This is a genomic window from Saccharicrinis aurantiacus (assembly GCF_001660705.2).
GTDB lineage: Bacteria > Bacteroidota > Bacteroidia > Bacteroidales > Marinilabiliaceae > Saccharicrinis > Saccharicrinis aurantiacus.
The window spans coordinates 234,681-260,886 of the sequence record NZ_LYBV02000001.1 but is presented as its reverse complement, the minus strand read 5'-3'; the positions used below and the strand labels follow the sequence as shown (position 1 = coordinate 260,886).

General features: G+C 34.6%; 15 protein-coding genes. 6 read left to right on the top strand and 9 right to left on the bottom strand.

Features of this window, described 5'->3' with window-relative positions:
- Nucleotides 1-21: 21 nt before the first annotated feature.
- The 6 genes from A8B35_RS00985 to A8B35_RS00960 all read right to left on the bottom strand — a co-directional run bounded on the left by A8B35_RS00985 (nucleotide 22) and on the right by A8B35_RS00960 (nucleotide 11,691).
- The gene (locus A8B35_RS00985) at nucleotides 22-3,267 is read right to left on the bottom strand and encodes an efflux RND transporter permease subunit (RefSeq protein WP_075601725.1); all 3,246 of its coding nucleotides are present in this window, start codon (nucleotides 3,265-3,267) and stop codon (nucleotides 22-24) included.
- 27 nt (nucleotides 3,268-3,294) lie between these two features.
- Nucleotides 3,295-4,368 (bottom strand): efflux RND transporter periplasmic adaptor subunit, encoded by a 1,074-nt coding sequence (locus A8B35_RS00980; RefSeq protein ID WP_075601811.1) that lies wholly within the window; start codon nucleotides 4,366-4,368, stop codon nucleotides 3,295-3,297.
- Between the two features lie 31 nt (nucleotides 4,369-4,399).
- On the bottom strand, nucleotides 4,400-5,737 hold the full coding sequence (locus A8B35_RS00975; protein WP_075601724.1) for a TolC family protein: 1,338 nt from the start codon (nucleotides 5,735-5,737) through the stop codon (nucleotides 4,400-4,402).
- Between the two features lie 335 nt (nucleotides 5,738-6,072).
- The gene (locus A8B35_RS00970) at nucleotides 6,073-7,425 is read right to left on the bottom strand and encodes an efflux transporter outer membrane subunit (RefSeq protein WP_075601723.1); all 1,353 of its coding nucleotides are present in this window, start codon (nucleotides 7,423-7,425) and stop codon (nucleotides 6,073-6,075) included.
- Nucleotides 7,426-10,536, bottom strand: a complete 3,111-nt coding sequence (locus A8B35_RS00965) for an efflux RND transporter permease subunit (protein ID WP_075601722.1) — start codon at nucleotides 10,534-10,536, stop codon at nucleotides 7,426-7,428.
- 3 nt (nucleotides 10,537-10,539) lie between these two features.
- On the bottom strand, nucleotides 10,540-11,691 hold the full coding sequence (locus tag A8B35_RS00960; protein ID WP_075601721.1) for an efflux RND transporter periplasmic adaptor subunit: 1,152 nt from the start codon (nucleotides 11,689-11,691) through the stop codon (nucleotides 10,540-10,542).
- Between the two features lie 321 nt (nucleotides 11,692-12,012).
- Here A8B35_RS00960 and A8B35_RS00955 point away from each other — a divergent pair, with 321 nt between their 5' ends.
- A complete protein-coding gene (locus A8B35_RS00955; protein WP_075601720.1) occupies nucleotides 12,013-14,208 on the top strand; it encodes a B12-binding domain-containing radical SAM protein in 2,196 nt (731 codons plus the stop codon).
- Between the two features lie 169 nt (nucleotides 14,209-14,377).
- Nucleotides 14,378-16,294 carry a beta-N-acetylhexosaminidase gene (locus A8B35_RS00950; protein WP_075601719.1) on the top strand — a complete coding sequence of 639 codons (1,917 nt, stop codon included), beginning with the start codon at nucleotides 14,378-14,380 and terminating at the stop codon, nucleotides 16,292-16,294.
- A 29-nt stretch (nucleotides 16,295-16,323) separates the two neighbouring features.
- On the opposite strand, the gene A8B35_RS00945 is transcribed toward A8B35_RS00950, so the two are convergent.
- Both A8B35_RS00945 and A8B35_RS00935 read right to left on the bottom strand, forming a co-directional pair.
- The gene (locus tag A8B35_RS00945) at nucleotides 16,324-16,773 is read right to left on the bottom strand and encodes a hypothetical protein (RefSeq protein WP_075601718.1); all 450 of its coding nucleotides are present in this window, start codon (nucleotides 16,771-16,773) and stop codon (nucleotides 16,324-16,326) included.
- Nucleotides 16,774-17,417: 644 nt separating this feature from the next.
- Nucleotides 17,418-19,145: an alanine/glycine:cation symporter family protein gene (locus tag A8B35_RS00935; protein WP_075601716.1), complete on the bottom strand. Its 1,728-nt coding sequence runs from the start codon at nucleotides 19,143-19,145 to the stop codon at nucleotides 17,418-17,420.
- Between the two features lie 208 nt (nucleotides 19,146-19,353).
- Here A8B35_RS00935 and A8B35_RS00930 point away from each other — a divergent pair, with 208 nt between their 5' ends.
- The 4 genes from A8B35_RS00930 (at nucleotide 19,354) to A8B35_RS00915 (ending at nucleotide 24,797) form a co-directional block, all read left to right on the top strand.
- Nucleotides 19,354-20,328, top strand: a complete 975-nt coding sequence (locus A8B35_RS00930; RefSeq protein WP_075601715.1) for a hypothetical protein — start codon at nucleotides 19,354-19,356, stop codon at nucleotides 20,326-20,328.
- A 450-nt stretch (nucleotides 20,329-20,778) separates the two neighbouring features.
- Nucleotides 20,779-22,335 carry a BCCT family transporter gene (locus A8B35_RS00925; RefSeq protein ID WP_075601714.1) on the top strand — a complete coding sequence of 519 codons (1,557 nt, stop codon included), beginning with the start codon at nucleotides 20,779-20,781 and terminating at the stop codon, nucleotides 22,333-22,335.
- A gap of 614 nt (nucleotides 22,336-22,949) precedes the next feature.
- Nucleotides 22,950-23,663: an SIMPL domain-containing protein gene (locus tag A8B35_RS00920; protein ID WP_075601713.1), complete on the top strand. Its 714-nt coding sequence runs from the start codon at nucleotides 22,950-22,952 to the stop codon at nucleotides 23,661-23,663.
- Between the two features lie 486 nt (nucleotides 23,664-24,149).
- Nucleotides 24,150-24,797 carry a hypothetical protein gene (locus A8B35_RS00915; RefSeq protein ID WP_075601712.1) on the top strand — a complete coding sequence of 216 codons (648 nt, stop codon included), beginning with the start codon at nucleotides 24,150-24,152 and terminating at the stop codon, nucleotides 24,795-24,797.
- A gap of 64 nt (nucleotides 24,798-24,861) precedes the next feature.
- On the opposite strand, the gene A8B35_RS00910 is transcribed toward A8B35_RS00915, so the two are convergent.
- Nucleotides 24,862-26,088 carry a PepSY-associated TM helix domain-containing protein gene (locus A8B35_RS00910; protein WP_075601711.1) on the bottom strand — a complete coding sequence of 409 codons (1,227 nt, stop codon included), beginning with the start codon at nucleotides 26,086-26,088 and terminating at the stop codon, nucleotides 24,862-24,864.
- Nucleotides 26,089-26,206 lie beyond the last annotated feature (118 nt).

The following is a 26,206-nucleotide window of genomic DNA, read 5'->3' as shown; positions in this document are numbered from 1 at the left end:
GTTAAATGTTTTTATGTTTGATTATTGCTCTTCAACGATCTCTTCTTCTCTTTTTTCTGAAAGCTGTTCTATTCCATTTTCCAATTTATTTTTCTCTGTCATGTAGTAAATAAGAGGTACAATTATTAAAGTGAGAACCGTTGAGGCAATAGTTCCTCCCATTAATGAAATGGCTAGACCTTGGAATATTGGGTCGAACAAAATAACCACAGCTCCAATTACAACAGTTCCTGCTGTTAATAAAATTGGAGTTGTACGCACTGCACCTGCTTCAATTACAGCCTCTCGCAGTGGAGCCCCTTCTGACAGCCGGATATTTACAAAATCAATTAACAATATGGAATTCCGAACCATTATACCAGCTAGCGCAATCATACCAATCATTGAAGTTGCCGTAAAGAATGCTCCCATCATCCAGTGTCCCCCAATAATCCCAACCAATGAGAGAGGTATCGCAACCATCATAACAAAAGGCACCTTCAGATTCTGAAACCAACCTACAATTAGCATATATATTATAATCAGCACTACGGCAAAAGCAGTTCCCAAATCGCGAAATACTTCATAGGTAATTTGCCATTCGCCATCCCATTTTATACTATAATTATCCTCTGTAAAGGGTTGGCCATTATAAAATTCCTCAATAGAGTATCCCTTGGGAAGTTCTATTTCATCCAGTCGCTCACTCATATCCATAATAGCATAAACAGGACTCTCTAGGTCTCCTGCTACATCAGCAGTAACATAAACCAATTGTTTTTGATTTTTTCGGAAAATGCTCTTTTCCTTAATACTCTCTTTTATTTTTACCAAATCTCCTACTGATACCATTTCACCTCGTTGAGACTTAAGTGTAATCATTTTTAAATCATCAATACTAGTTCTACTATTCTCGGCTAAACGAAGTGTAATTCCAACCTGTTGATGATCATTTTCTGCATATAGGTGTGAAATAGTTGAACCACGAAGCGCCATATGCATAGCCTGAATTATTTGCTGAGGAGCTACTCCTGCCAACATCGCCTTTTCTTTATCCACATCAAACAAGAATTCTTTCTGATCATCCTCAATCATCCAATCAACATCAACTACACTTTCTGTAGATTTAAACAGACTTTTTACTTGTTTGGCTACGTCCATCTGAGCTTCGTAATTTGGACCATATATTTCGGCTACAAGTGTTGACATTACAGGTGGTCCTGGTGGTACTTCAACTACTTTTACATTAGCATTGTATTTTGTACCAATCTCTTGCAAACCAGGACGAAGCTCTTTCGCAATATCATGTGATTGAAGATCACGTTCTTTTTTTGAAACCAAGTTAACCTGAATATCAGCAACATTTGATCCTCGCCTTAAATCATAATGACGAACCAATCCATTAAAATTAATTGGAGCTGAACTTCCAACATAAGTTTGATAATTTAATACCAAATCATGACTTCTAACATAAGCAGCCAACTCCTTGGTTACATTAGCTGTTTGTTCTAAAGTTGTTCCTTCAGGCATATCAATTACTATCTGAAACTCGTTTTTATTATCAAATGGTAAAATCTTAACAGTAACGGCTTTAAATAAAAACAAGCTAACGGATGCAAAAAGCAATAATGTGACTCCTCCAATAAATATCCAACGCTTTGTTGGACTTTCAATTAGAGGACGCATTGTTCCATTATACAGTTTATATATAATTGTTTTTTCAAGGGAATAATCTTTTGTTTCATCTTCCTTCCCATCATCATGCCTTAATAAACGATATGCCAACCAAGGCGTTATCATTAAAGCAACTAATAAAGAGAACAACATGGCAATAGATGCACCAATAGGCATTGGGCTCATATAAGGCCCCATCATACCCGATACAAATACCATTGGTATTACAGCAGCTATAACGGTAAATGTTGCTAAAATAGTAGGATTACCAACTTCATCGATAGATCGCAGCGCAGCTTGCCAAAACGGTAATTGACGCATTTTAAAATGCCTATGCATATTTTCAGCGATAATAATTGAATCATCAACAACAATACCTGTTACAAATACCAAAGCAAATAAGGTAATTCTATTCAAGGTGTAATCCATAAAATAATAACTGAACATAGTCAATGCAAATGTTATTGGTACAGAAATAAATACCACTAATCCACCACGCCATCCCATGGCTAACATTACAACAAAAGTTACAGCCACAATTGCACCCAATAAATGCATTAACAATTCCCCAACTTTATCAGAAGCTGTTTCACCATAATTTCGAGTAACACTTACATTAATATCTGAAGGAATCAATTCGGTTTGAAGCACTTCTATTTTTGTCTCAATCTGCTGTGCTAAACGCATGGCATCAGCTCCTCTCCTTTTAGCAATGGAAATAGTTACAGCAGAATACTCATCCTGATATTTAACCATTTTATCACTAGCTTTACCATACCCAAACGCTACATAAGAATTTGGTAATGCTGGCCCATCAGTAATAGTAGCAACCTGATGCAGATATATAGGTGAATTTTGATGTACACCAATTATCAAATTGGCCACCTCTTCTGATGTTTCGAAAAACCTACCTGTTTGAACTAAATACTCTTGGTTATTCTGGTTAAACTTCCCTGAAGAACCTTGCTGATTTGATGCCACTAATTGCTGCGAAATTAACAAAGGATCGACATGATAAGCACTCATTTTATCTCTATCTAAAATAACCTGAATCTCGCGATTACGACCACCAATAACCTTTGTTTCTGATATATCTGTAATCTTTTCAATCTCTGATGTTAATTCTTGAGCAACACGCTTTAATTGATAATCATCATAAGAGCTGCTCCACAAAGTCAAGCCCATTGCCGGAACATCATCAATAGAACGGGTTTTTATTAAAGGAAGTGTAACACCCGCAGGCATACCATCCATATTTTTAATAATCTCGTTATAAAGTTTTACTAAACTTCGTTCTACATCCTCGCCTACGTAAAACTGAACAATTAACATGGCTTGTTCAGACATTGATTGAGAATATACATATTCAACTCCCTTAACATTTGAAATAACCTTTTCAATGGGAGTTACAATTTTTGATTCTATTTCTTTTGGGCTGGCACCAGGGTAGCCTATAAAAATATCAGCAATTGGAACATCAATTTGAGGTTCTTCTTCGCGTGGGGTTAGATATGAACTGTAAATACCAATTATCATAAACGCTACCATCAATAATGGTGTGAGTTTAGATTTTATAAACATGCGGGCTAGTGTCCCGGCAAATCCTGTTTTCATAATGATTCTGATTTTATGTGCGGAATTCTAGTTTACCTGAATTTTTGTACCATCAAAAAGTCTTTCTGTTGATGATGTTATAAGTATATCATTAATTGAAAGACCTGATATAACCTCTACTTTAGCACCGTAGGTTTTTCCTAAACGAACCCAACGTAATAAGGCCTGATTTGATTTACTTATGGTCCAAACTCCATTTAGTTGACCTCGCTCTATTACTAATTTTTCATCTACCAACAACTTTCTTTCCTCACCTTTCAAGTGATTTACTCGAGCAAATAATCCACTTCTTATTAACGATTGTTGAATCTCGTTTGGTTGTAAACTGATACGAACCTCGAATTGGGTACCAGAAAAACGACTTGAAGGACTAATATGGGTTATAATTCCTGAAATAGCTTGATTACTAGCATCAATCCACACCTCTGCTTTATCACCTTTCTCTATTTTATAAATTTCTATTTCCGGAACTTTAGCTCTTACTTCATAAAGACGTGGTGCCTCAATTGCTAACAAAGGCATTCCGGGATTTGCCATATCTCCAGATTCGATAAACTTTTGGGTAATTACACCTGAATAAGGCGCAGAAATATTTGCATAAGAAAGCATTTCATCAACCTCATCCTTGGCCTTTTTTGCCACTTCAAGGTGTGCTTTAGTCATTTCATAATGCACTGTGATGTCATCTAATTCTTTTTGAGTGGCACTATTACTTGAAAATAAATTATTGATTCTCTTAAAGTCATCTGTTGCATGCTTAAAAGCCGATTCTGCTTGTAAAATATTAGCTTCTACTTGCTGCTTTTTTGCTTTAATATCATTGCTTCTAATAGAAACCAATAACTGTCCTTCTTTAACCACATCGCCTTCGCTAACATAAACTTTCTTTACTTGCCCTAGCAAACGAGTGCTCAATGTTGACTGGTTAACTGACGCAACAGTTCCGGTATACTGAGATATTTTAGAAACGGTTGATAATTGAACGGTTTCGGAAGTTACCAACATAGCTTTGGTATCCTTTTCTGATTCTGAGGAGTTTCCTCCACAAGCTTGAAATAATACAGCAAGCGTTGTGAATATGATTACATTTAGAGTTCTCATTTTTATAATATTTTTCATTTTTACATAAGAATTATTCAATAGCTGATTCTGAAGAGAGTAATTGGTAATTAAAAACAGCCACATTATAGTTATAGATAGCATTCAGTCTTTTTAAAAGACTCTCTTCTGCTTTTGTTTCTGCCATTAATAGATCTGAAGTTTTCTCCAAGCCTTCTTTATACCTGTTGGTACGAATTCTTAAGGATTCAATTGCTTCATCAGAAGCCATGTTGTAGCTTATTAATTGGCTTTCGGCAACAATTATTTCTCGTGCAGCCTGCGATAGCTCAAGGTTTCCTTTATCTAAAAACTCCTCATAAGAGATTTGGGCTTTGTTGTAGTTGGCTTTAGATAATTTATATTTGCCAATGTTTTTTCCTCCATTAAAAATACGCCACTGCAACTTAACACCTACCAAATAACTATCAGAGCCAAACTGGCCGAAATCAGCGTTGTACATATTATAGGCACCAAATGCATTGATTCGAGGTGCAAACTTAAACGATTCACTTTTCCTTATACTTTCATAGGCTCCCAAGCCATAACGCATTGCAAGCACATCTGATCGATTATTTACGGTAGTTACATTGTTAAAAGAAAAGTATACTTGCACAATAGAATCAGATACTAAAACTGGCGTATTAATATCTCTCCCAATTAAAAAATTTAGTGATTCTTGTACTGATTTAACCTTATTTTCAGCTTCAATAAGCTTGGCTTCTTGCTCATACTTAATTACTTTAATTGACATTACATCAGCATCTTTTAAGTATCCCTGCTTTATATTATTCTCTGCAGTTTCTAGATATAATTCTGTTGTCTTTTGAGCTTTCTTTAAAACATCAACTCTATTTAATGCCAATTGTAAACCAAAATAAGTCTGCTTAACCAAAAGGTTAATGTATGCTTTGGTATACTCCGATTTCATTTCAGTAGCTTTTAGTTGGTTACTCGTTGCTTTTCTTCCAGCCCAAGCGTCAAGATTAATCAATGGTTGTTCTACTAACACCTGTGTGTGAAAATTATTGGTAGAACCTGGATTGTTTAATATAGCCGGATTAAAATCTTCAGCACTTACATTCTGTTGTTGTAACTTGAAGCCAAATGCATTCAGTGGATCATTGGTAGAAAAGTAAGCGCTAGACACATCAACTGATGGTAAAAATGCTGCACTTGTTTGCTGGTTATTTGCTTTTGCAATATCAACCTCAGTAAGAGATTTTTGAATTACCCTATTATTAGCAGAAGCTAGGCTAATTGCTTGCTCTAAGGACAACAACCTTTCAGTTGCTGCTTCTTGAGCTTCTGCAACTATTCCAATACATAACATGCATGTAATAGCAAATTGTGTTATTAGTTTTGATTTCATACTTAATGTTTGTTATTTATTTCATCAAGCTTCATTGTCACTTGATAATTTAAACACAAACATATATCTAATTTTCTACATATACAACTTTCTAGATGTTTAGATATTTAAAGGTTGCCATATCTAACTATAATGCAATGCTTTATATTGATAAAAAACTTGAAGGTCCCTAATCTTGAGAATATGTATTAAATAGGAAGTACTAAAAAGTCAAAAGCCCCGTACCTGTGGGAGTGGTATACGGGGCTTTTAATATTCAAAATGTGTGAATTGGGTAATATCTTTTTTGTGATATTACGATGCTAAAGGTAAAAAGTTACCGAATAGACTAATTTTTACCATCCCCCTCCTAATGCTTTGTACAGAAGTATATAAGATGTCATTTCATCTAAATAGGCATCGTTCAACGAAACTTCTGCATCAAATAGTAAACGTTGTGCATCTAGTACATCTAAATAGTTAATTACTCCATTAATATATTGCAGATTTGCTAACTCTAAATATGTACGAGAAGAATTTTCAAGCTCTTTCATCAATGCTCGCACTTCTTTAGCTTTATAAAATGTAGTTATTGAATTGTTTGTCTCCTGAAAAGCACCCAAAACGGTTTTCTCATATTCAAAATATTGTTGCTCAAAAGCAGCTCGGCTTGCCTTTAGTCTTGCTTTATTAGCCCCAGCAGCAAAGATTGGCGCTAAAATATCTCCTGCAAAATAACTGTATGGGTTGGTCAAAAGATCACTTAAATCCTTACTCTGCATACCGTATTGCGCTGTTAAAGTAATTTTAGGAAATAAGTTAGTTAATGAAACACCAACATCCGCATTAGCGGCAATTAAAGTTTGTTCCGCCATTCTTACATCTGGTCTTCTTTCTAGAAGATAAGAAGGCATCCCTACAGGGATAGAATCTTGTATAATATTTTCTGTTATATCCACTTCAATATCATATACCGTCGGCATCTTACCCAACAATAGTGCAAGCTGATTCTGTTTTAATACAATGGTTCTTTCCACTTTAGGAATAAGTGTCATCGTTTTCGCATATTCAACTTCAGCCTGGCGCAAAGATGTTTCAGAAGTTAAACCTCCTTCAAAACGGAGTTTAGCTAAATCGACCCCCTCTTGCCTCGCACGCCCTGTTTCCTTAATTATTTGAAGTTCTCGCTTGGAAGCAAATAATTCAAAATAAGTTTGCGCCACATTAGCTATTAAAGACATCTTAACAGATCGTTGTGCTTCAGTTGTTTTAAGATATTCTGCCATAGCAGCCTCTTTTCCCCAGCGAATATTTCCCCATAAATCGAGTTCCCAACTCAACTCTGCACGTAAACGATTAATATCGCTAGTCCCTGAATAATCAATATTTTCCTGGTACTTTTCTCCAAACACTGATACTTCAGGAAACATTGGTGCTGCAGCAATCCGTTTCAAAGCCATTGTTTGACGAATTCGCGCTGCAGCTATTTTCATATCCTGATTATTCTCCAAAGCAGTATGTATCATATTTACAAGAATCGTATCCTTAAATAAAAGATACCATTTTAAATCTGCTAATGATGCGGAGTCATTTGCTTGCACTGTTGTTATCGCATCGGGTATATCCATTTCTGGTGCTTGGTATTCTTTACCAACTTTACATCCTGTAACAATAAACAGTGCGAATGATATAATATATAGTAGTTTCATCTAATTAGATTTATTCTTACGTAAACGACTGATTCCCTTATTAATCATTACAAAAAAGAAAGGAACTAATATAATACCAAAGGTGATGGAAGCTAACATTCCGAAAAACACTCCTGTTCCGATAGAGTGCCTACTTGCAGAACCTGGGCCTGATGCAAATACCAATGGCAACATACCTAACACAAAAGCAAGCGAAGTCATTACAATGGGTCTAAATCGTAACTTAGCAGCTGTTATGGCCGACTCAACCAACTCTACCCCTTTTTCCATTTCTTGTTTAGCAACTTCTACGATCAATATGGCATTTTTTGCAGACAGGCCAATTAGCGTAACCATACCTATTTGGAAATAAATATCATTATCGAGACCAACCACCCAAATACCTAGGAATGCTCCTAGCACTGCAATTGGAATGGATAGAATAACTGAAATTGGAATCAACCAACTTTCGTATTGTGCTGCCAGAAACAGAAATACAAAAATAAGAACCAATGACATGATAATTCCAATTTGGCCCCCAGCTTGCTTCTCCTGAAAAGAAATTCCACTCCACTCATAACCTATATTACTAGGGAGTTTTGTTCGTACTATTTCTTCGAGTTTATTCATCGCTTGACCAGAACTATAACCACTGCCTGATTCTCCTCTGATAACTGCGGTGCTGAACATATTAAATCGTTTTATACTACCTGGACCGGCACTAAAGCCGAGTGTTCCAACAGCTGTAACCGGTACCATTGAACCGTTATTTGTTTTAACAAAAAACATATTCAGGTTTTCTTTGGTAAGTCTGTAGTTTTCATCAGCCTGAAGGTTCACTTTATAAATACGGTTAAACATATTGAAATCGTTAACATACAAAGACCCTAGATAGGCTTTCATTGTTGAAAATATATCAGAAAGGGGTATCCCTAAAAATAACGCAGCTTCTCTGTTGACATCGAAGTTAACTTGAGGAACGTCTGCCTGTAAATTAGAAGAAACTCCCTGAAGTTCTTTTGAATGACTCGCGTAATATAACAAGGTGTCATTAGCCGCAACCAAATTCTCCCATGTTGCTCCTGCTCTTGCCTGCAACTGCATCTCAAAACCTCCAGAGGTTCCTAGGCCCGGAATTAATGGTGGTTTCGATATAAAAATACGTGCCTCCGGATAACGATAAAGTTCCTCTCTAATATTATCAATAACAGCATTCAACTTCAACTCATCCTCTTCGCGTTCTGACCAATCATTAAGTAGTACCGTTAATTTTGCTCTACTTTGCGATGTTCCCAAACGAGGACTATTTCCTGTAATATTCTCAACTGCCTTAACTGCCGGATGCTTCAATATATAAGCAACAGCTCTCTCTGTAACTTCAACAGTACGTTGTAAAGCAGCTCCCTCTGGTAAATCAATCTCAACAGTGAATTGCCCTTGATCTTCCTCAGGAATAAAACTTTCTGGCACCAATTGAATAGCGACAAAAATAAATACTATTACCAATCCGAAAGCAACAAAAATTCTCTTGGGTTTAGCAACTGAAGCCGATATATATCCGAGATATTTATTATTCCCGGTTTCTAATACCTTATTAATTCTTTTGAATAGCCAATTGGTTTGTCCGCTAGCAGGTTTTAAAATAATAGCACATAAAGCCGGACTCAACGTTAAGGCCACAACTGTAGATAATAGAACTGAGACAACTATAGTAACCGAAAATTGTTTGTATAACTCGCCTGATATACCACCTAAAAAACTTACTGGTATAAATACCGCCGCTAGCACTAGAGATGTTGCAATTAAAGCTCCTGATAATTCTTTCATCGCCTCATGCGTAGCTTCTCGTGCAGATAGTTTCTTTTCTAACATTAAACGTTCCACATTCTCCACAACAACAATGGCATCATCAACCACAATACCAATGGCCAATATTAATCCTAGCAAGGTTAAAAGGTTAATGGAAAATCCAAGAGCAAGCATTACCCCAAAAGTTCCTATTAAGGATATGGGAACAGCAATAATTGGTATTAAAGTAGCCCTCCAGTTTTGTAGGGATAGAAAAACTACCAAAACAACTAGAAACAAAGCCTCTAACAGTGTGATGTAAACTTCCTTAATTGACGAAATAATATAATCTGTCATATCATATGGCACATCATACTCGATACCTTCAGGGAAGTTTTTACTTATTTCTTCCATCTCTGCTTTAACTCTATCAGCAACTTCTAGAGCATTAGCCCCTGGTAGGAGATAAATAGCTAAGATTGCAGCATTCTCATTATTAAAACCAGATTCTTGATTATAACTAGATGCCTCTAAATTAATAGTTGCTACATCGCGCAAGCGAACAATACTTCCATCTTCACTGGCTCGTAGTACAATATTTTCGAACTCCTCAGGAGTTGTTAATCGACCGGGGGTAGAAATAGGCATTGAAATATCAATACTATTATTCGGCTGTAATCCCAACTCCCCTGCAGCGGATTCTCTATTTTGATCCTTTATGGCAGAAGATAAATCACTTACGGTTAGACCATAACTTGCTAATTTATCGGGGTACACCCAAATACGCATTGAATAATAACGGCTTCCTACATTGGAAACTCGTCCTACCCCAGGAACCCGCCTTACAATATCTAATATGTTTAAAGTTGCGAAGTTACTCAGGTATATTTCATCGAACTTCGGATCATTCGAGGTAATGCTTATCGTTAATAATTGCCCTGCTGCTTGCCGTTCTACACTAATACCATTTTGAACTACTTCGGCAGGTAGACGAGATTCAGCCAACTTTACTCGATTTTGAACTTCTACCGCGGCAATTGCAGGATCAGTACCAACCTCAAATGTAATATCCAATGATAAACTTCCCGAGTTAGAACTATTAGATTCCATATACAACATTCCTGGTGTACCATTTAATTCTTGTTCTATTGGTGTTGCAATTGCCTCAGAAACTGTTGTGGAATTGGCACCTGCATAGCTAGCTTTTACTTTTACAAGGGGCGGTGTTATTTGAGGGTATTGATCAACGGGCAATACTGAAATTGCAATTACTCCTACCAATACTATCAGAATGGAAATTACCATCGAGAAGACTGGTCTATCTATAAAAAATCCAGGCTTCATATATTATTCCTCCTTTTTAAATTGGTAAATAGTATCTGATTCAGCAATTGGCAACATCTTTATACCTGGATTTAACTTGTGCTGTCCTTCCACCACAATATTGTCGTAAGACGATAAACCTCTGTTGATCACTATCTCATTCTGCAGTTCGGCACCTGTTTCTACAAATCGTTTTTCAGCAACACTATCATTTCTCATTACGTAAACAAACGCCCCTCCATCTTCAATAATTAAAGATTTACGTGGGATAACAACCGATTTTTCTAGTACATCAATCAACAGTTTTACCTTGGTAAACTGCCCTGGCAAAAGTACTCTTCCTTCGTTCGGAAGTTCTGCCCTCACAATAAAAGTACCCGTTTTAGTATCTACTTCAGGATTTGTAAAGTCTACAATACCCTTAATCGGATAAACCGTATTATCAGCCAATGTTACTTCTATGGTAGGTTTCCACTTTTTAGTGGTATCCAATTGTGATAAATTTACATTACGTTCTTTACTTCGCAGGTAATCTAAAGCAGTTAAACTAAACAAAACAGCAACTGTATCCGTCTGAAAAACTGTTGTTAATAAGGAAATACCAGAACCTCCTACTAAAGCTCCAATATCAGCCTTCCTCTCTCCTACTCTTCCGGTTAAAGGAGAACGCACTGCAGTAAAACTCAATTGAAGCTCAGCCTGAGCAACATTGGCTTCACTAATGGCAATATTGGCTTCTTCTGATTCTAAAGAAGATACCGCGTTATCAAGATCGAGCTGACTGGCTGCATTTTTTTCGTATAATGGTCTTAATCGCTGTACATCCCTTTCAGACTTAGCCCTAGCTGCATGTGCTTGCTTTAATTTTGCTTTTGCCTCATTGAGCTTTGCTCTGTACATGGTAGGATCAATTTCAAATAGAAGCTCTCCTTCCTCTACTCGTCCTCCCTCTTCGAACAACCTTTTTTCCAAGAAACCCTCAACACGGGCTCTAACCTCAACATGTTTAAATGCGCGTACCCTTCCAACGTACTCTCCATAAAGTTCAACATTCCGAACTTCGGGTGAATCAATACGCACAACTGGTGCTTTCTCAGGCAATTCTTTACAGGAAATAATTAGTAATAATAAGGTAAATATTACCCCTGCCTTGCTAATTGTGTGTTTTATAAGCATAAAACCTTAGTATAGTAGTGAATAAAATGTTTCTGTAGCGTAATAGTAATTACTCAAATATCATTCCTTTTATTGAGTATTTCAAATAAGCATTCTGTTAATAAGAAATCCTATATTATTATATGATTGACATTAAGCAATTAAACCCCAAAGCTAATAAATAAGTATTACAATTCTTAATCTACATTTAACATATAAATCAATCATCGCTTCGTATTGATATTATTAATTGGCTCGGATAATAAAAGTAATTCAGATTATTAAGCCTTAATAAACTCGTTACAATTTCATACTTTTGTAATTTATAAAAAACCATAGATAATGCAGGCAAAAACTTTATTAATCACTCCACCTTTTACACAACTGAATACTCCCTATCCTGCAACAACATACCTAAAAGGTTACCTTAACAAAATTGGCAAGCTTTGTTCTCAGGTAGATTTAGGAATAGACCTTATTCTGCAAATATTTTCTGCCGAAAAATTAGAGTCTCTTTTTAATATTGCCTCAAATAAGGAGCAATCCTATACTGCTAACACAAATAGAATAATAGCACTACAAGATGACTACATTGGCTGTATTGATGCGGTAATCCAATTCTTACAAGGTAAAAATAACACCTTAGCCCATACTATATGTAGTCGTAATTTTTTACCCGAAGCGAGTAGATTTAATACGCAAGAAGATATTGAATGGGCTTTTGGAGCCATGGGTATAATTGATAAAGCCAAGCACTTATCCACACTCTTTCTTGAAGATTTATCTGATTTTATAATTGAAGCTATTGATCCGCATTTTGGTTTTAGCAGATATGCAGAAAGAATAAGCTCTGCTGCAGCATCATTCGATCCTATATATGACGAATTGATAAGTGACAACACTCCAATCATTAGTTTACAGTTAGAGATACTTCAATCTATAATAGAGCGTGAAAAACCACAACTTATAGGCTTTTCTATTCCCTTCCCTGGCAACCTGTTTTCTGCACTAAAGTGTAGTCAATTTATAAAGACTCATTATCCTGAAATTAAAATTAGTATCGGTGGAGGGTACCCAAATACAGAACTTAGGCAAATACAAGATATACGCTTATTTGAGTTTATCGATTTTATAACTTTGGATGATGGAGAAGCTCCACTAATCAATTTGATTGAACACATCGAGGGGAATAGACCTATTAATCAATTAAAAAGAACTTTGATATTAAAAGGTAAGTCTATAGAATATATTGATGCCTCAGATACTAAAGACATTTCGCAGCGAGAAGCCATAACACCTTGTTACGAAGGCTTATCTATAAAAGATTACTTATCAGTAATTGAGATTACAAACCCAATGCATAGTTTGTGGAGCGATGGAAGGTGGAACAAACTAACGATGGCGCATGGTTGCTATTGGGGCAGGTGTACTTTTTGTGATACAACTTTAGATTACATCAAACGCTTTGAACCATCTACAGCAAAAGTATTATGCGATAGAATGGAGGAAATGATTAAGCAAACTGGTGAAACGGGATTTCATTTTACCGATGAAGCTGCTCCTCCTGCTCTTATGATTGCCTTGGCCCAAGAAATTATTAAACGTAAATTATCAGTTACTTGGTGGACCAATGTTAGGTTTGAGAGTTCTTTCACAGAGGATGTTTGCAAATTATTAAAGGCATCGGGATGCATAGCGGTATCAGGAGGAATGGAGGTTGCTTCCGATAGAATTCTATCACTTATTAACAAAGGGGTAAGTGTAAGTAAAGTTGCTGTGGTATGTAATAATTTTACGCTATCCGGAATTATGGTTCACACCTACCTGATGTATGGATTCCCAACGCAAACCGAGCAAGAAACGATTGACTCATTAGAAATTGTCCGTCAATGCTTTGAGGCTAATATTGTGCAATCCGGATTTTGGCATCAATTTGCCATGACATGTCACAGTCCTGTGGGTAAAAACCCTGATCGTTTCATGGTAAGTATTGATCAAGAAGAAACGAACTCTTTTGCAAATAACGACCTTTATCACACTGACCCAGAAGGAGCAAAACATAAGATGTTTAGTGAAGGGTTAAAAAAATCTTTATTTAATTATATGCATGATGTAGGCTTTGATCTCCCTTTGCAAGAATGGTTCGATTTTAAGGTTCCTAACGCAAGTATAAGTAAAGACTATATTTACTCATCCATTGAAAATTACGAAGGCGAGGAACTTAGTCCCAATAAAAAAATAATATGGCTTGGTGGTAAATGTACTGCTAATAGATATAATAAGAAGAATAAAAAAGGAAAGAACATAACACTGCTAAAACTAAGTATTTTCACAAAAAAAGAAACTCTTATATTTAGCGTAAATGAGAAATTAGGCCAATGGATTATACAACTCATTGACGAATTATTGCTTGGAAAAAAAATTACCTTTGGGGAATTTGAAGATTCATATATTAATAAAGAAATTGGCGACTTTGACCTGTTTTGGGAAAGTGAGGCTTTCGAAAAATTAAGAGAGGCTGGTTTGCTTATTATTTAACAAACACTTTTCAAACATTTTTCATCGATAAATATTTAAAATCAAATGAAACGAACATGTAAAATTTAATTATCCAAATTGACACACAGGTGGATGATTAAATTTATTTGTGAGCCTGCCTAACGGAAGACAGGTTCCATTTGACCATAGAAAAATAAATTATAAACACATGAAACAATACATAGCTATAGCTCTACTTATTTGCTGCACCAGTTTAATCAAAAGCCAAAATATAGAAGCTTTTTTAATTCCTCAACCAAAGACTCTTGAAATTAAAAATGGACAACTGAACCAACAATTAAATACACAACTGCCCACTGAAGAATTGTACCAATTCTTGAAATCACTTTGTGCTTTTGATTATGTGGGTCAAATAACGCATTTCACAAGCCCGTATGCACAACACAGCATCTCATTTTTATTAGATGATTCAATAAATACTAACGATGCTTACACACTTGATATTGATTCTGCCAGCATTAGTATTAAAGCAAAAAACTTAGCTGGTTTATACTACGGTAAACAAACTCTGCAGCAACTCATCAGCTATAGCGAAACGACTCAGCAAAACATACCAGCACTGCATATTAGCGATGCGCCAGATTTTGAACGTAGGGGCTACATGTTAGATATAAGTAGAAATAAGGTTCCTACAATGGAATCTATTTTTAAATTAATTGATTTGTTAGCCTCATTAAAAATTAACGAATTTCAGTTATATACAGAACATACATTTGCTTATAAAAACCACAAAACGGTTTGGGAAGGATGCAGCCCTATAACACCCGAAGAAATTCAAATAATAGACCTATACTGTAAAAGTAAGCATATTGATTTGGTTCCTAATCAAAACTCCTTTGGGCATATGGAAAATTGGTTACGACATGATGAATACTTGCATTTAGCAGAGTGCCCTGAAGACTGTAAAACCATTTGGGGAATGCGCAAAAGAACAAGTCTTAATCCCCTTGATCCTAAATCTTTAGAGCTCATGGAAGAACTTTATGCTGAATTATTGCCAAACTTTAATAGTAAATATTTAAACATAGGATGCGATGAAACAGTTGAATTAGGTTGTGGGGAAACAAAGGAGATTTGTAAAGAAAAAGGCAAAGGAACAATCTATCTTGAGTATCTTAAAAAATTAAATAGTGCTGCAAATAAAAATGGCGTGGAGTCTCAATTTTGGGGTGATATTGTTTTAAACCATCCTGAATTAATTAAAGATATCCCCACTAATATGACTGCAGTAATTTGGGGCTACGAAGCTGAATATCCTTTTGAAACAAACCTACCAAAATTTAAAGATGCAGGTTTAGATTTTTACGTTTGTCCGGGAACCTCAACTTGGCGCTCCCTAATAGGTAGAAATAAAAATGCCTTTGAAAATCAGCGACGAGCAGCTTTTTATGGTAAAGCAAATGGTGCCAAAGGTTATTTAAATACCACTTGGGGTGATTATGGCCATTGGCAACCTCTTTCTGTTGTTTACCCAAGCATAATGACAGGTGCTGCTTATAGTTGGAATTCAGATGCCGATCCGAAAATCAATCTCGAAAATCAATTAAACACCTACGTTTTTAAAGATAAAACAGGAAACACTGCTAAAGCTGTTTTAAAACTTGGAAATGCTTATTTAAAAGCTGAGATACCTTCGGGCAATGCCAATGCTTTTCATTTAATGCTACGCAGATATGCTTGGACCATGAATGGTCAATATCAAACAAAACATTTAAAAGCTAAAAACTTAGATAAGGCAAATAAAGAAATTGATGATGCCCTATTAATTCTTCATGAAGCTTCACCTAGTTCAGATTCTTTAATTGTAATAGATGAGCTGAAACATGCAGCTGACATGGCTAAACATGGTATTATGCTAGGAAAGGCAAGATTAGCCGCCCCTAAGAAATCTACTGAAAACATATCAAGGGCAGAACTTGAAGAATTAATTAATGATATTAATATTATTATTGAAAATCACCAAAAACTTTGGCTTCTTAGAAATCGAGATGGCGGTTTACAGGAATCACTTGGAAATTTGAATGACTTAAAAGAATATTATCAAGAAGCTTTAAATAAGAAATAAACTTTTATAAAATCAAGATGAGTTACGTGTTAATAATATTCAGGCTCATCTTGATTATGAAAACTTTCAAGTATCTGTTTTATGTATACTTTATTCGAAGGCTTGAATTTCGACAATGCATAATCAACTGTAGAAACAACGGAAGAATTACGTTGTAATTTACCGAGTAAAAGTTTAAACAAAGTTACCATAACCACCTGATTTGCCTTAGATGCAAGCCAAACCGTTTGCTCCTCTAAGATATGTGGATATTTCCTATTCACATATACATAATATGCTTTTACAATATTTATCTCATTGAAAAATTCAGCTGACCTAACATCAACTAAAAAAGAATAATCAGACTTATAATTAGGATTCAATTGAATGGAATCAATTGTACTGATCACATTTTTTAAGGTAATTCTCCCTTCAACCTTCACTATAGTAAGTTTTTCTTGACTCAAGAAAGTAACCTTAAAGTTGTATGCTGGCTTCATGTGAAATGGGTTTAAGCGGGTTTGTATTAAATTTAATAACGTTCTTCTATAAGTAAATATGTTCAATAATAGTATCTATTATTGAAACTAATTACCAATAAGTTAGAATATTATGACGATATAATAAAATTATACAAGCAAAAAGTAGAATTAATAATTTAAACTTAAATATGATTTTGCATATTCCTCTGTTGAGCATATTTGTACCTTTTCTCCTTGCACACCTAATATATGCTTAAACAGCGTTGCAAAAACTACCTGTTTTGGACTACCGGATATGAATATAATTTTGTGATTACTTATACCCGTATAATATTTAGTTAAAAAAGATGCGAAGGTATTTACCGTCGAGATATTATCTGTATAATCCACCTCCCTGCAATCCATTAAGATACCACATGTTGGATACTTTTTTATACATATTAATAATTCTTGCAATATTGCAATGGCATTTTTTAAATGTAACTTATTGTATAATCGGACAGACAATATGTTATCTCTTTCATCGAAAGAGTAGGCGAAATGGTATTCTACTTTCATGGGTACATCATACGATTCAAATGATACGATGTTATAGTTAAACTGTTGGACTTACATACAAGCAAATAAATTGTTGATTAATGACATTATTATGTACACAAAATTTACTCTTTCTTCTTTTCAAACAACGGCAACTTATCGTTTGGGAATCGCTTACCGAACTCTTGCCAAAAACTACTCACTTCTGTCTTCATCTCTTTGTGTAAGAATAATAAGCCAATAAGGTTAGGTATAGTCATTAAAGCAACTGTTATACCCGACATTGTCCAAATAATTGTGGTATCAATAAATGACGCAAAGAAAAAGCCCAATACATAAACCAATCTGTAGTACTTCACACCTTTTACGCCGAATAAGAATATTATAGCCCTACTACCATAATACGACCACGATATTGCTGTTGAGAAAGCAAAAAGTAATAAGCCAATGGCCACAATATATTGGCCCCAACTACCAAACCAACTTTTGGTGAAGGCCAATGCTGTTAGTGGCGCACTATGCATTAATGATTTTCCCTTTAATGTGATTCCTTTAGATTTTATTAAGATTCCTTCTTCTACTTGCAGCTCACCGCTAAATAATTCTTTTCCCTTAAAAATATGGACCGATTCTGCCAAAGAACGAGAGTGTATAATAGATACATCATTTTTTATTTCTCCCTCAACCACATCAAGAGAACCTGTAAATAATGGTAAAGATGCCTCCCCCATTACATGATTACCGAGAGTTTGTTTATCTGAATCGCTAACATCAGAATAAACACCGTCTATTATTTCAATATCCGACTTTTGAAATACATTCTGATGCTTTTGATTCCACACTCCAGAAGATAATAAGGTCAATCCCGTTAAGGAACAAATTACAATAGTATCAATAAATGGCTCTAATAATGCTACTAATCCTTCAGAAACAGGTTCATGAGCACGCGCTGCAGAGTGTGCTATTGGTGCTGAACCTTGTCCGGCTTCATTAGAAAATAGGCCTCTGTTTACACCTCTATTAAATGCGAATGAAATGGTAGCACCTAAAAAACCTCCCGTTGCTGCCGAGCCTGTAAATATATCAGCGAAAACAGAAACCAATGATGGCCAAATATTCTGATAATTATAGATTATAACAGCAAATGCTCCTACAAAATAAATGGCTGCCATTGCAGGAACTAACTTAGAAGTTACGTTAGCGATTCTTTTAATTCCTCCAATTATAACTACTGCCAATAATATCGATAATACTATCCCTGTGGCAATATGAGGTATATTAAATGTACTATTTAATGAATTTGAAATACTGTTAATTTGAGGCAAACTTCCTGTTCCGAAAGACGAAAAAACAGTAGCTACAGCAAAAATAACTGCCATAAGCGTACCTGTTTTAATAACCTTTCCGGATCTAGTGGTAAAATTCAATCGGCTTTTCATGTAATACATGGGTCCGCCTGATATGGTGCCATCTTCGGCCTTTTCTCTATACTTATGAGATAGGGTTACTTCAACAAATTTGGTTGTCATACCTATAACAGCTGTAAGCAACATCCAAAATAATGCTGCGGGTCCGCCTAAATAAACTGCATATGCAACACCAGCTATATTTCCGGTACCCACTGTACCTGACAAGGCAGTAGTTAAAGCTTCGAAATGTGATGTATCTCCCTCATCATCTTCTTTATCAAATTTACCTTTAACAATTTGAAACGCATACTTTAAATACCTGAATTGCGGAAATCCTAAATACATGGTAAAAAATAATCCTGTACCTAATAAAAGGTATACAAACCAATTATGACTACCTATATAAGAATCGATGAGTAAAAGAAATTCATTTAACTCTTGCATAAAACACTTTATTTTTGGAGATGAGCTACAAATATAAGGGTGTTGATACTAAAAGAAAGTTTTTAGGCGCATTTTTAAACAATTTATCAGATCAACTCCCTGTTTTATCACAAAATATTACTCTTTATCCTATTACAAAACAGCTATTAAACATATAATAACTATTTTGCGAACAAATTACCCTAATTTATCATCTTATTACACAAACATGGATATTAACTTAATAACCAAACTTGCAGCCGCTGGTGCAATGGGCGTAAGTATATTTTGCATCATTAAAGTTTATGAACTATTAAAAGCAGAACAGAAGAAAGATAATCCACGTCCTACATTTTTAAAATCTATTTACGTATCAATGGCTTTTGCTGTGTTAATGACAGTATTATCATTAGGAATAGAAATAGTACGCCATAACATTGATGCTTCTGATGAAAATATAGAAGATCAGATTAGTGCTATCGCAACCAACCATTACTATTCACTTAATAAAAATGGAAATCCAGAAGCAATAAAACTTTCATACAACAATACCCTCCATACCTTAAGTGAAGCTTTGCCAGATAGCTGCCTCAAGAATTGTGAGCTAAAACTTGAAGCTTTATCTGATAACAAGCATATTGCCGTTAAGAAAACTGCTCAGAAAACCATTACCTTTGGTTATGTTAGTAACGCTGAAATTAAAACTAAGGCATTAAGTTTTCTTCCTAAAAGAAAAGCCCTCAGCGCACCCGAATTATGGACACTTGGAATGGCGTATTCGCCCAATAATACTTCTAATATTATTAAATATAAACAGAATGAAGATAAGGCTTTAGCTGTAGAATATTTTTCGATGTTGATTCAGTTAGATGATAAAGAATCAAATACCAATAAAGAAAAAGCCATTAAATTATTAATACAGCCCGAACTAATGAGCCGCTTAAAACCCAATCAATATACATCATTGATTAAAGCGTTAAAATCGGGACACAGAGCTACTCCATGGGATAAATATGAATTAGCGCAAGTATATTTAAGTCGATCGTGGCAAACTTGGAATAAAGATAACTCTAACACAGACTTCAACAATTATCAACAACTGCTAGCAGATTATAGAAAATACTATGAAAACAATAGTTGGATAAGAGATACCGTTAAATATGCCAATGAACACAAATGGTATCAAGAGAGTAAACCTCTTTAGTACAAGTTTGATTGAATTTGCAACTCTCATCCATAACTATAAAATATTCCTCTATAAACACAAAAGGGAAATGGAGTACCTGTTCAATACCAATACTAAAACATATGGAATACTAGTTTACTTAGCTCAAACTACAATAAATTGATTTCATAACAAGCCAAGGCTTTAGCTAGCACTTATAAAAACCAATTAACGAATAATTGCGAATACCTTTTATTTACAGTACATTTGCGCCAAATTCTAGCTTATCACAAATGTGAAAAAGAGTTTCATTAAGGAAATCATTGAATAGAGATATTTAACTGCCCAGTATATTAGTCACCCCCTCTGTTTTTTGTTCGATAATACATTGTTTGTCGAATGCCTTTTTACTTTTCTTATACATTAACCAATTATCTATACAGCAATGGCTATTTATTGTAGCCCATTTATTAACGAATACAATTTGGTTTGAGCAAAGACAACAAAAGAAAAAAACTAAGAAGCGACGAAAAAACATTATGGGGTATCAAAACCAATGGTCCTGTTACCATAACATCTTTAATTGTTGTGTTAGGATTGGTGATTACCACAATAGCTGTTGGCACCCCCATTAAAGATTGGTTTGATAAAGCACAAACCAACATAGCAAACCAGACCGGATGGTTTTTTATTTTGTTTGTAAATGTAATACTCGCATTTGCCATTTACTTATTCTCGGGACGATTCAGACACGTTAGAATTGGCGGTAAAAATGCTAAACCTGAGTTCTCAACTTTATCATGGTTGGCTATGTTATTTAGCGCAGGTATGGGAATTGGATTACTCTTTTATGGTGTAGCTGAACCTATTCTGCATTTTGCTAGTAACCCAATGGTTGGCAATAGTGAAACCTTTGAACAGTCGGCAAAAATGGCTATCAGTATAAGTTTTGTGCATTGGGGAATACACGCTTGGGCATTATATGGCATAGTTGGGGTTTCAATGGCTTTTTTTACTTTTAATCTAAAATTACCACTAACTATACGTTCGGTTTTTTATCCTATAATTGGCGATAAAATATATGGCCCTCTTGGCGACATTGTTGATTCCATTGCTGTAATGGCTACCATATTCGGATTGGCCACATCTTTAGGATTAGGAGCCCAACAAATCAATTCAGGCTTGAGTTATCTATTCGATATTCCTAATTCATCGTTTGTACAAATAGCTATTATCATAATCATCACTTTTTTTGCCACATTATCTTTGGCACTTGGCTTAGCTAAAGGGGTACGGTTTTTAAGTGTGTGGAACATGCGTTTAGCTGTTACTTTACTTGTTTTTATGCTTGCCGTTGGCCCTACCATTTTTTTACTAAATGGGTTTGTTGAAAATACAGGACACTATATCACCAACTTTATAAAACTAAGTTTTTGGACCAATACATACCATGCCGATGTTAATTCAGTAAACACGTGGATTAATGATTGGAATGTATTTTTTTGGGCATGGTGGATTACTTGGTGCCCTTTTGTAGGCATTTTTATTGCTCGCATTTCGAAGGGTAGAACCATACAACAATTTTTACTTGGTGTTATGTCAGTACCTGTGGTGTTTACATTTTTATGGTTCTCTGTTTTTGGCGGTAGTGCACTATTTCAAGAGCTATTAGGAAATCATAATATTACTGCAGCAGTTAAAGACAACATATCAACTGCTATTTTTTACTTATTTGAACAATATCCTTTATCGTCGGTAGCCTCATTTGTTACCGTTATACTTATTGCATCGTTCTTTATTACCTCATCCGATTCAGGATCGTATGTTGTAGATATCTTAACAAGCGGTGGCAGACATGATTCTTCTAAAAAACAGAAAGTATTTTGGGCAAGCATTGAGGGTTTGGTAGCTTCTACTTTATTAATTGGCGGTGGACTTGTGGCACTACAAACGGCTATGATGTTAACAGGTCTGCCTTTTGCTATTATATTAATTATAATGTGTGCCAGCTTATACAAAGCTCTGAACGAATATATTAAAAAGTAATGCTTACAAGCTATTTTGTATAAAGTGCGTTTTTGATGAAGATTGCCCATATGCAATTCATATAACTTTATTATACCATTACTTTAAACCACAATAAATGTTGTGGTTTTTCATTTACATTAGCCGTAGCTACTATATAATACCACTTAGACCATGCTACAAGGTACTTATAATGAGCAGAAGTGTTGTTAATTAAAGCAACATTGGAGTTAATGGGCACAACATTAATGTTAATTGCAGTAAAATTGTTTTTAGTTAAAACAATATTGTACTTAAACAGAGTGGAATTGTTATTAGCAACAACAATATTAAAGTTAATTGAAACAAAATTATTGTAAGTACAAGTAATAATAAACTTAGCTTTGGTGAACTAAAAAAATAGCTTTGTGCTAACATATCTTCAATCTACTTCCTTTTAATTTTTGTATCATCAATATTATTCATTTATACGCCACATCTACATCATTATAGTATACTACATATCAATACGGTATCAATTTAACAAGATGAACTTTTCTAAATAAAATAAAAAAGTGCAATTATTTTTATGGAATTGATATAATGCCTGCATCCTATATTCGAAAACAAAATAATTAATTAAAAAATAAAGGATTATGAGACAATTAAACATTATTGCAATTCTATTAATGATAGGAATAGGAACACAGGTAACTGCGCAAAATAAAATTAATGTAAACGGCATTGCACAGGTTAATGAAATACCTAAAGAAATAATTGTTAGCATTGACCTAAGTATTAAGGACAGCTTATATCAGGTATGTTTTGATAACTCATTGCAGGCTCTTGAACAATTAAAAAGTCATTTTAAAAGCAATGGAATTAATCCGAAGAACATCTATACTAAAAATCTAGTGGTTAACGAAAATTATGAATGGCAGAAAAATAAAAAGGTTAAAGTAGGCTACTCTTCTACCATTAACTTAGAACTAAAAGAAATATATACACAAAAGTATTCAAAAGCTTTATTGAATAGTTTGAATCAGGAAAATTTAGATTTAAACTATAGGATTAGCTTTGGCTTTACGGAAGAACAGAAAACAAAATTAAGAAAAGATGCGCTTCAACTAGCCATTAAAGATGCCACAGAAAAGGCTGAAATAATTGCACAAGCATCGGGCTTAAAACTTAGCGGTATTGCCAATATTACCTACGGAACATCGCCATCTGTAAACCCGAGAACAGATATTGTTTATGAAAAACAATTAATGAACAGCTCAAGCAACAGAAACTCGGCAGGTGTTAACCTAAACCCAAAGGAACAGATGATTCAAAAAACGGTTTATATTGAATGGAATTTTACTGAGTAATTACAAAACTTTAAAGTATCAGTGAATTAACATTCTGCTTTCATTACACGTATTCGCTTTTTGTAACTATTCAGTAGTAAGACAAAAGTATAAAGACAAAAGACTTAGGATGTTACAACTTTTCTTTTTTTAAGAACGTTAAAAAAAATAGTGCTATTAATGAAATTGCAGCAAAATAGTATCCTTTTTATAACAATAATAAAAACTTTAAGTATTTGATAATCTTTATACTTTTGTCTTTATACTTTATACTGAATAGTAACCGCTATTTATTACGCAACAAATACTTGTAAATAAAAACCACTTGGTGTAGCCTTTAATTGTTAAGGCATTCTTCTAATTCACTTACATCACACAATAACAATAATAGCTGCTCTTAATAACCAGGGCGGCTTTATTTAATAACAAACTTACATAATATCAATTCGTAATATACTATATGTGGCATTGGGTACGTTGTTAAGATACAATTACTAACCCTATAGTATGAAACAACTTAAGCTTATTGCATGCTGCTTATTATTTACTTCGGCACTAAGTGCTCAAATATGCGGTTACACCCGTAAAAACACCAAACCTCGAAATATGTATATTTCGGTAAGTACAGGAATTAGCTATGCGATAATTGATTTAGCAAGAGGTGATATAATGTCGGACTTTATGTATGGCTTTGGACCTATGTTAGACATTAAAATTGAGCGTAATATGGGTAAGCACTTTTTTGGGCACATCATTTTTAATACGAAAACAACCATAAACCCCCTATTAAAATTACAAGGAGAAAGGATAAGCTCGGATTATAGTTCTAATTTTGATGAATTCATTTTAGGAATTGGAGGTAAATACCTCAATAACATTAATGGAGTATATTTCTCAAGTTCGCTGGGCATAACAAATTTTCGCTATCGCATTAAAGTAAATAACCAAAACAACATAAGTAATATTGGTGCTGCAATTCAGTTTACACTGGGTAAAACTTGGCAAATAAATAAACGGTGGGCCTATAACCTTGCTTTTGCCTTTAATAAAACGCATGTGAATAGTACTAATTTGCAAGTTATGCCCTTTGATAAAAGTTATGACATAATAAATAGTAATAGTTTTAGCATTTTATTAGGAGTTACTCTTAATTAAGAAAAGCCGAGTACTTTATCATCAAAGATAAAATACTCGGCTTTTTTTAAATTTATTATCCAGCTTAGGCTGATTGTTTTTCGCTTCTGCCCTTTAACTTTTTAAACCACATAATATAACCCGATATTGGTAAATAAGCGGCAAACATAGACAGAATAAACGCGAATATTTTCGATTTCAATCCTAGTATCTCTCCTGTATGAATAGGCTTTATCATACTTCCCACTTTTTGATATAGCGGTCTATCTTTAAATAAATCAACTTTCATTAATTTACCTTTATCCGAAAACTTAACATCATCATATAACTGAGCACCCAACAAATTGTGCGTATTCTTTTTACGTATGGTTGGTGAACTTATTCCCTTACCCGAAAGCATAACGCTAAGGTCGCCCGTATAATTTAAATGCTGATTAGCCTCTGCAAGTAAAACATCTAAGTTAACTTCCAGTGCCTTTTTCTTTTGTTGATTTCCTCCTGATGGTTTACGTTGCGATTTTTGATTATGACTGTGAGATGCCTCTTGTCGCAACTCTGCCGGTTTTAAAGAGTTAACCGTAATATCCTTAACCCATCCGTAAGTAAAAAAGATACCAGTCCATGCCACAACTATTAAAAAAATAAATGCATACATCCCCATGTTAATGTGCAAATCTCTATTCCAAACACTAAACTTGTATCTAAACCCAAAAGAGAATTTATTTCTCCAAGCATTCTTTTTACCTGTTTTAGGAAACCAAAGAATTAAACCGGATATCAATAATACCATAAAAACAAGTGTACAGGCAGCTGTAATTTGTCGGCCCAGTTTAAAGTTTTCCATATTAAACCAACGATGTAAAAACATAATGGTATTAAAAAACTTTGGCACACTTGGCGAAAGTTCACCAATAATTTCGCCAGTTTCTCTATCGGCAAAGGCAGTTATTCCGGCTTTACCTCTTTCAGTAAACTGAACTCTGATATTATGATTGGTTTTTTCGGGAATAGTAATCTTATGAGGCGTTTTATCATAAGAAGCTTCAAAATTAGCCTGCACCACATCGATACTTACAATGGATTCTGCAGGAGCCTCGCGATGAATAGAACTATATACCGACAAATCTTCTACCTCGTGCTTAAATACATACAAAGCCCCTGTAATGGCAATAAAACAAATTACCCCACCAACGATTAATCCTAACCAAAGGTGCAATAGAAATAAAATATATTTAAAGGTACTTTCGCTCTTCTTCTTTTTACGAAGTAAGGCCTTTTTAAGTATGGATTTTGTAGTAGAGTGATTCGACATTGTATTTGGAATGATAAAATTTATTTACTAAAGATAGTGGATCATTTTTCAGTGATTAGGATACATAAGAGTATGTAAATATAAATAACCAAAGTTTAAAACTCTGGTTATTTATTTT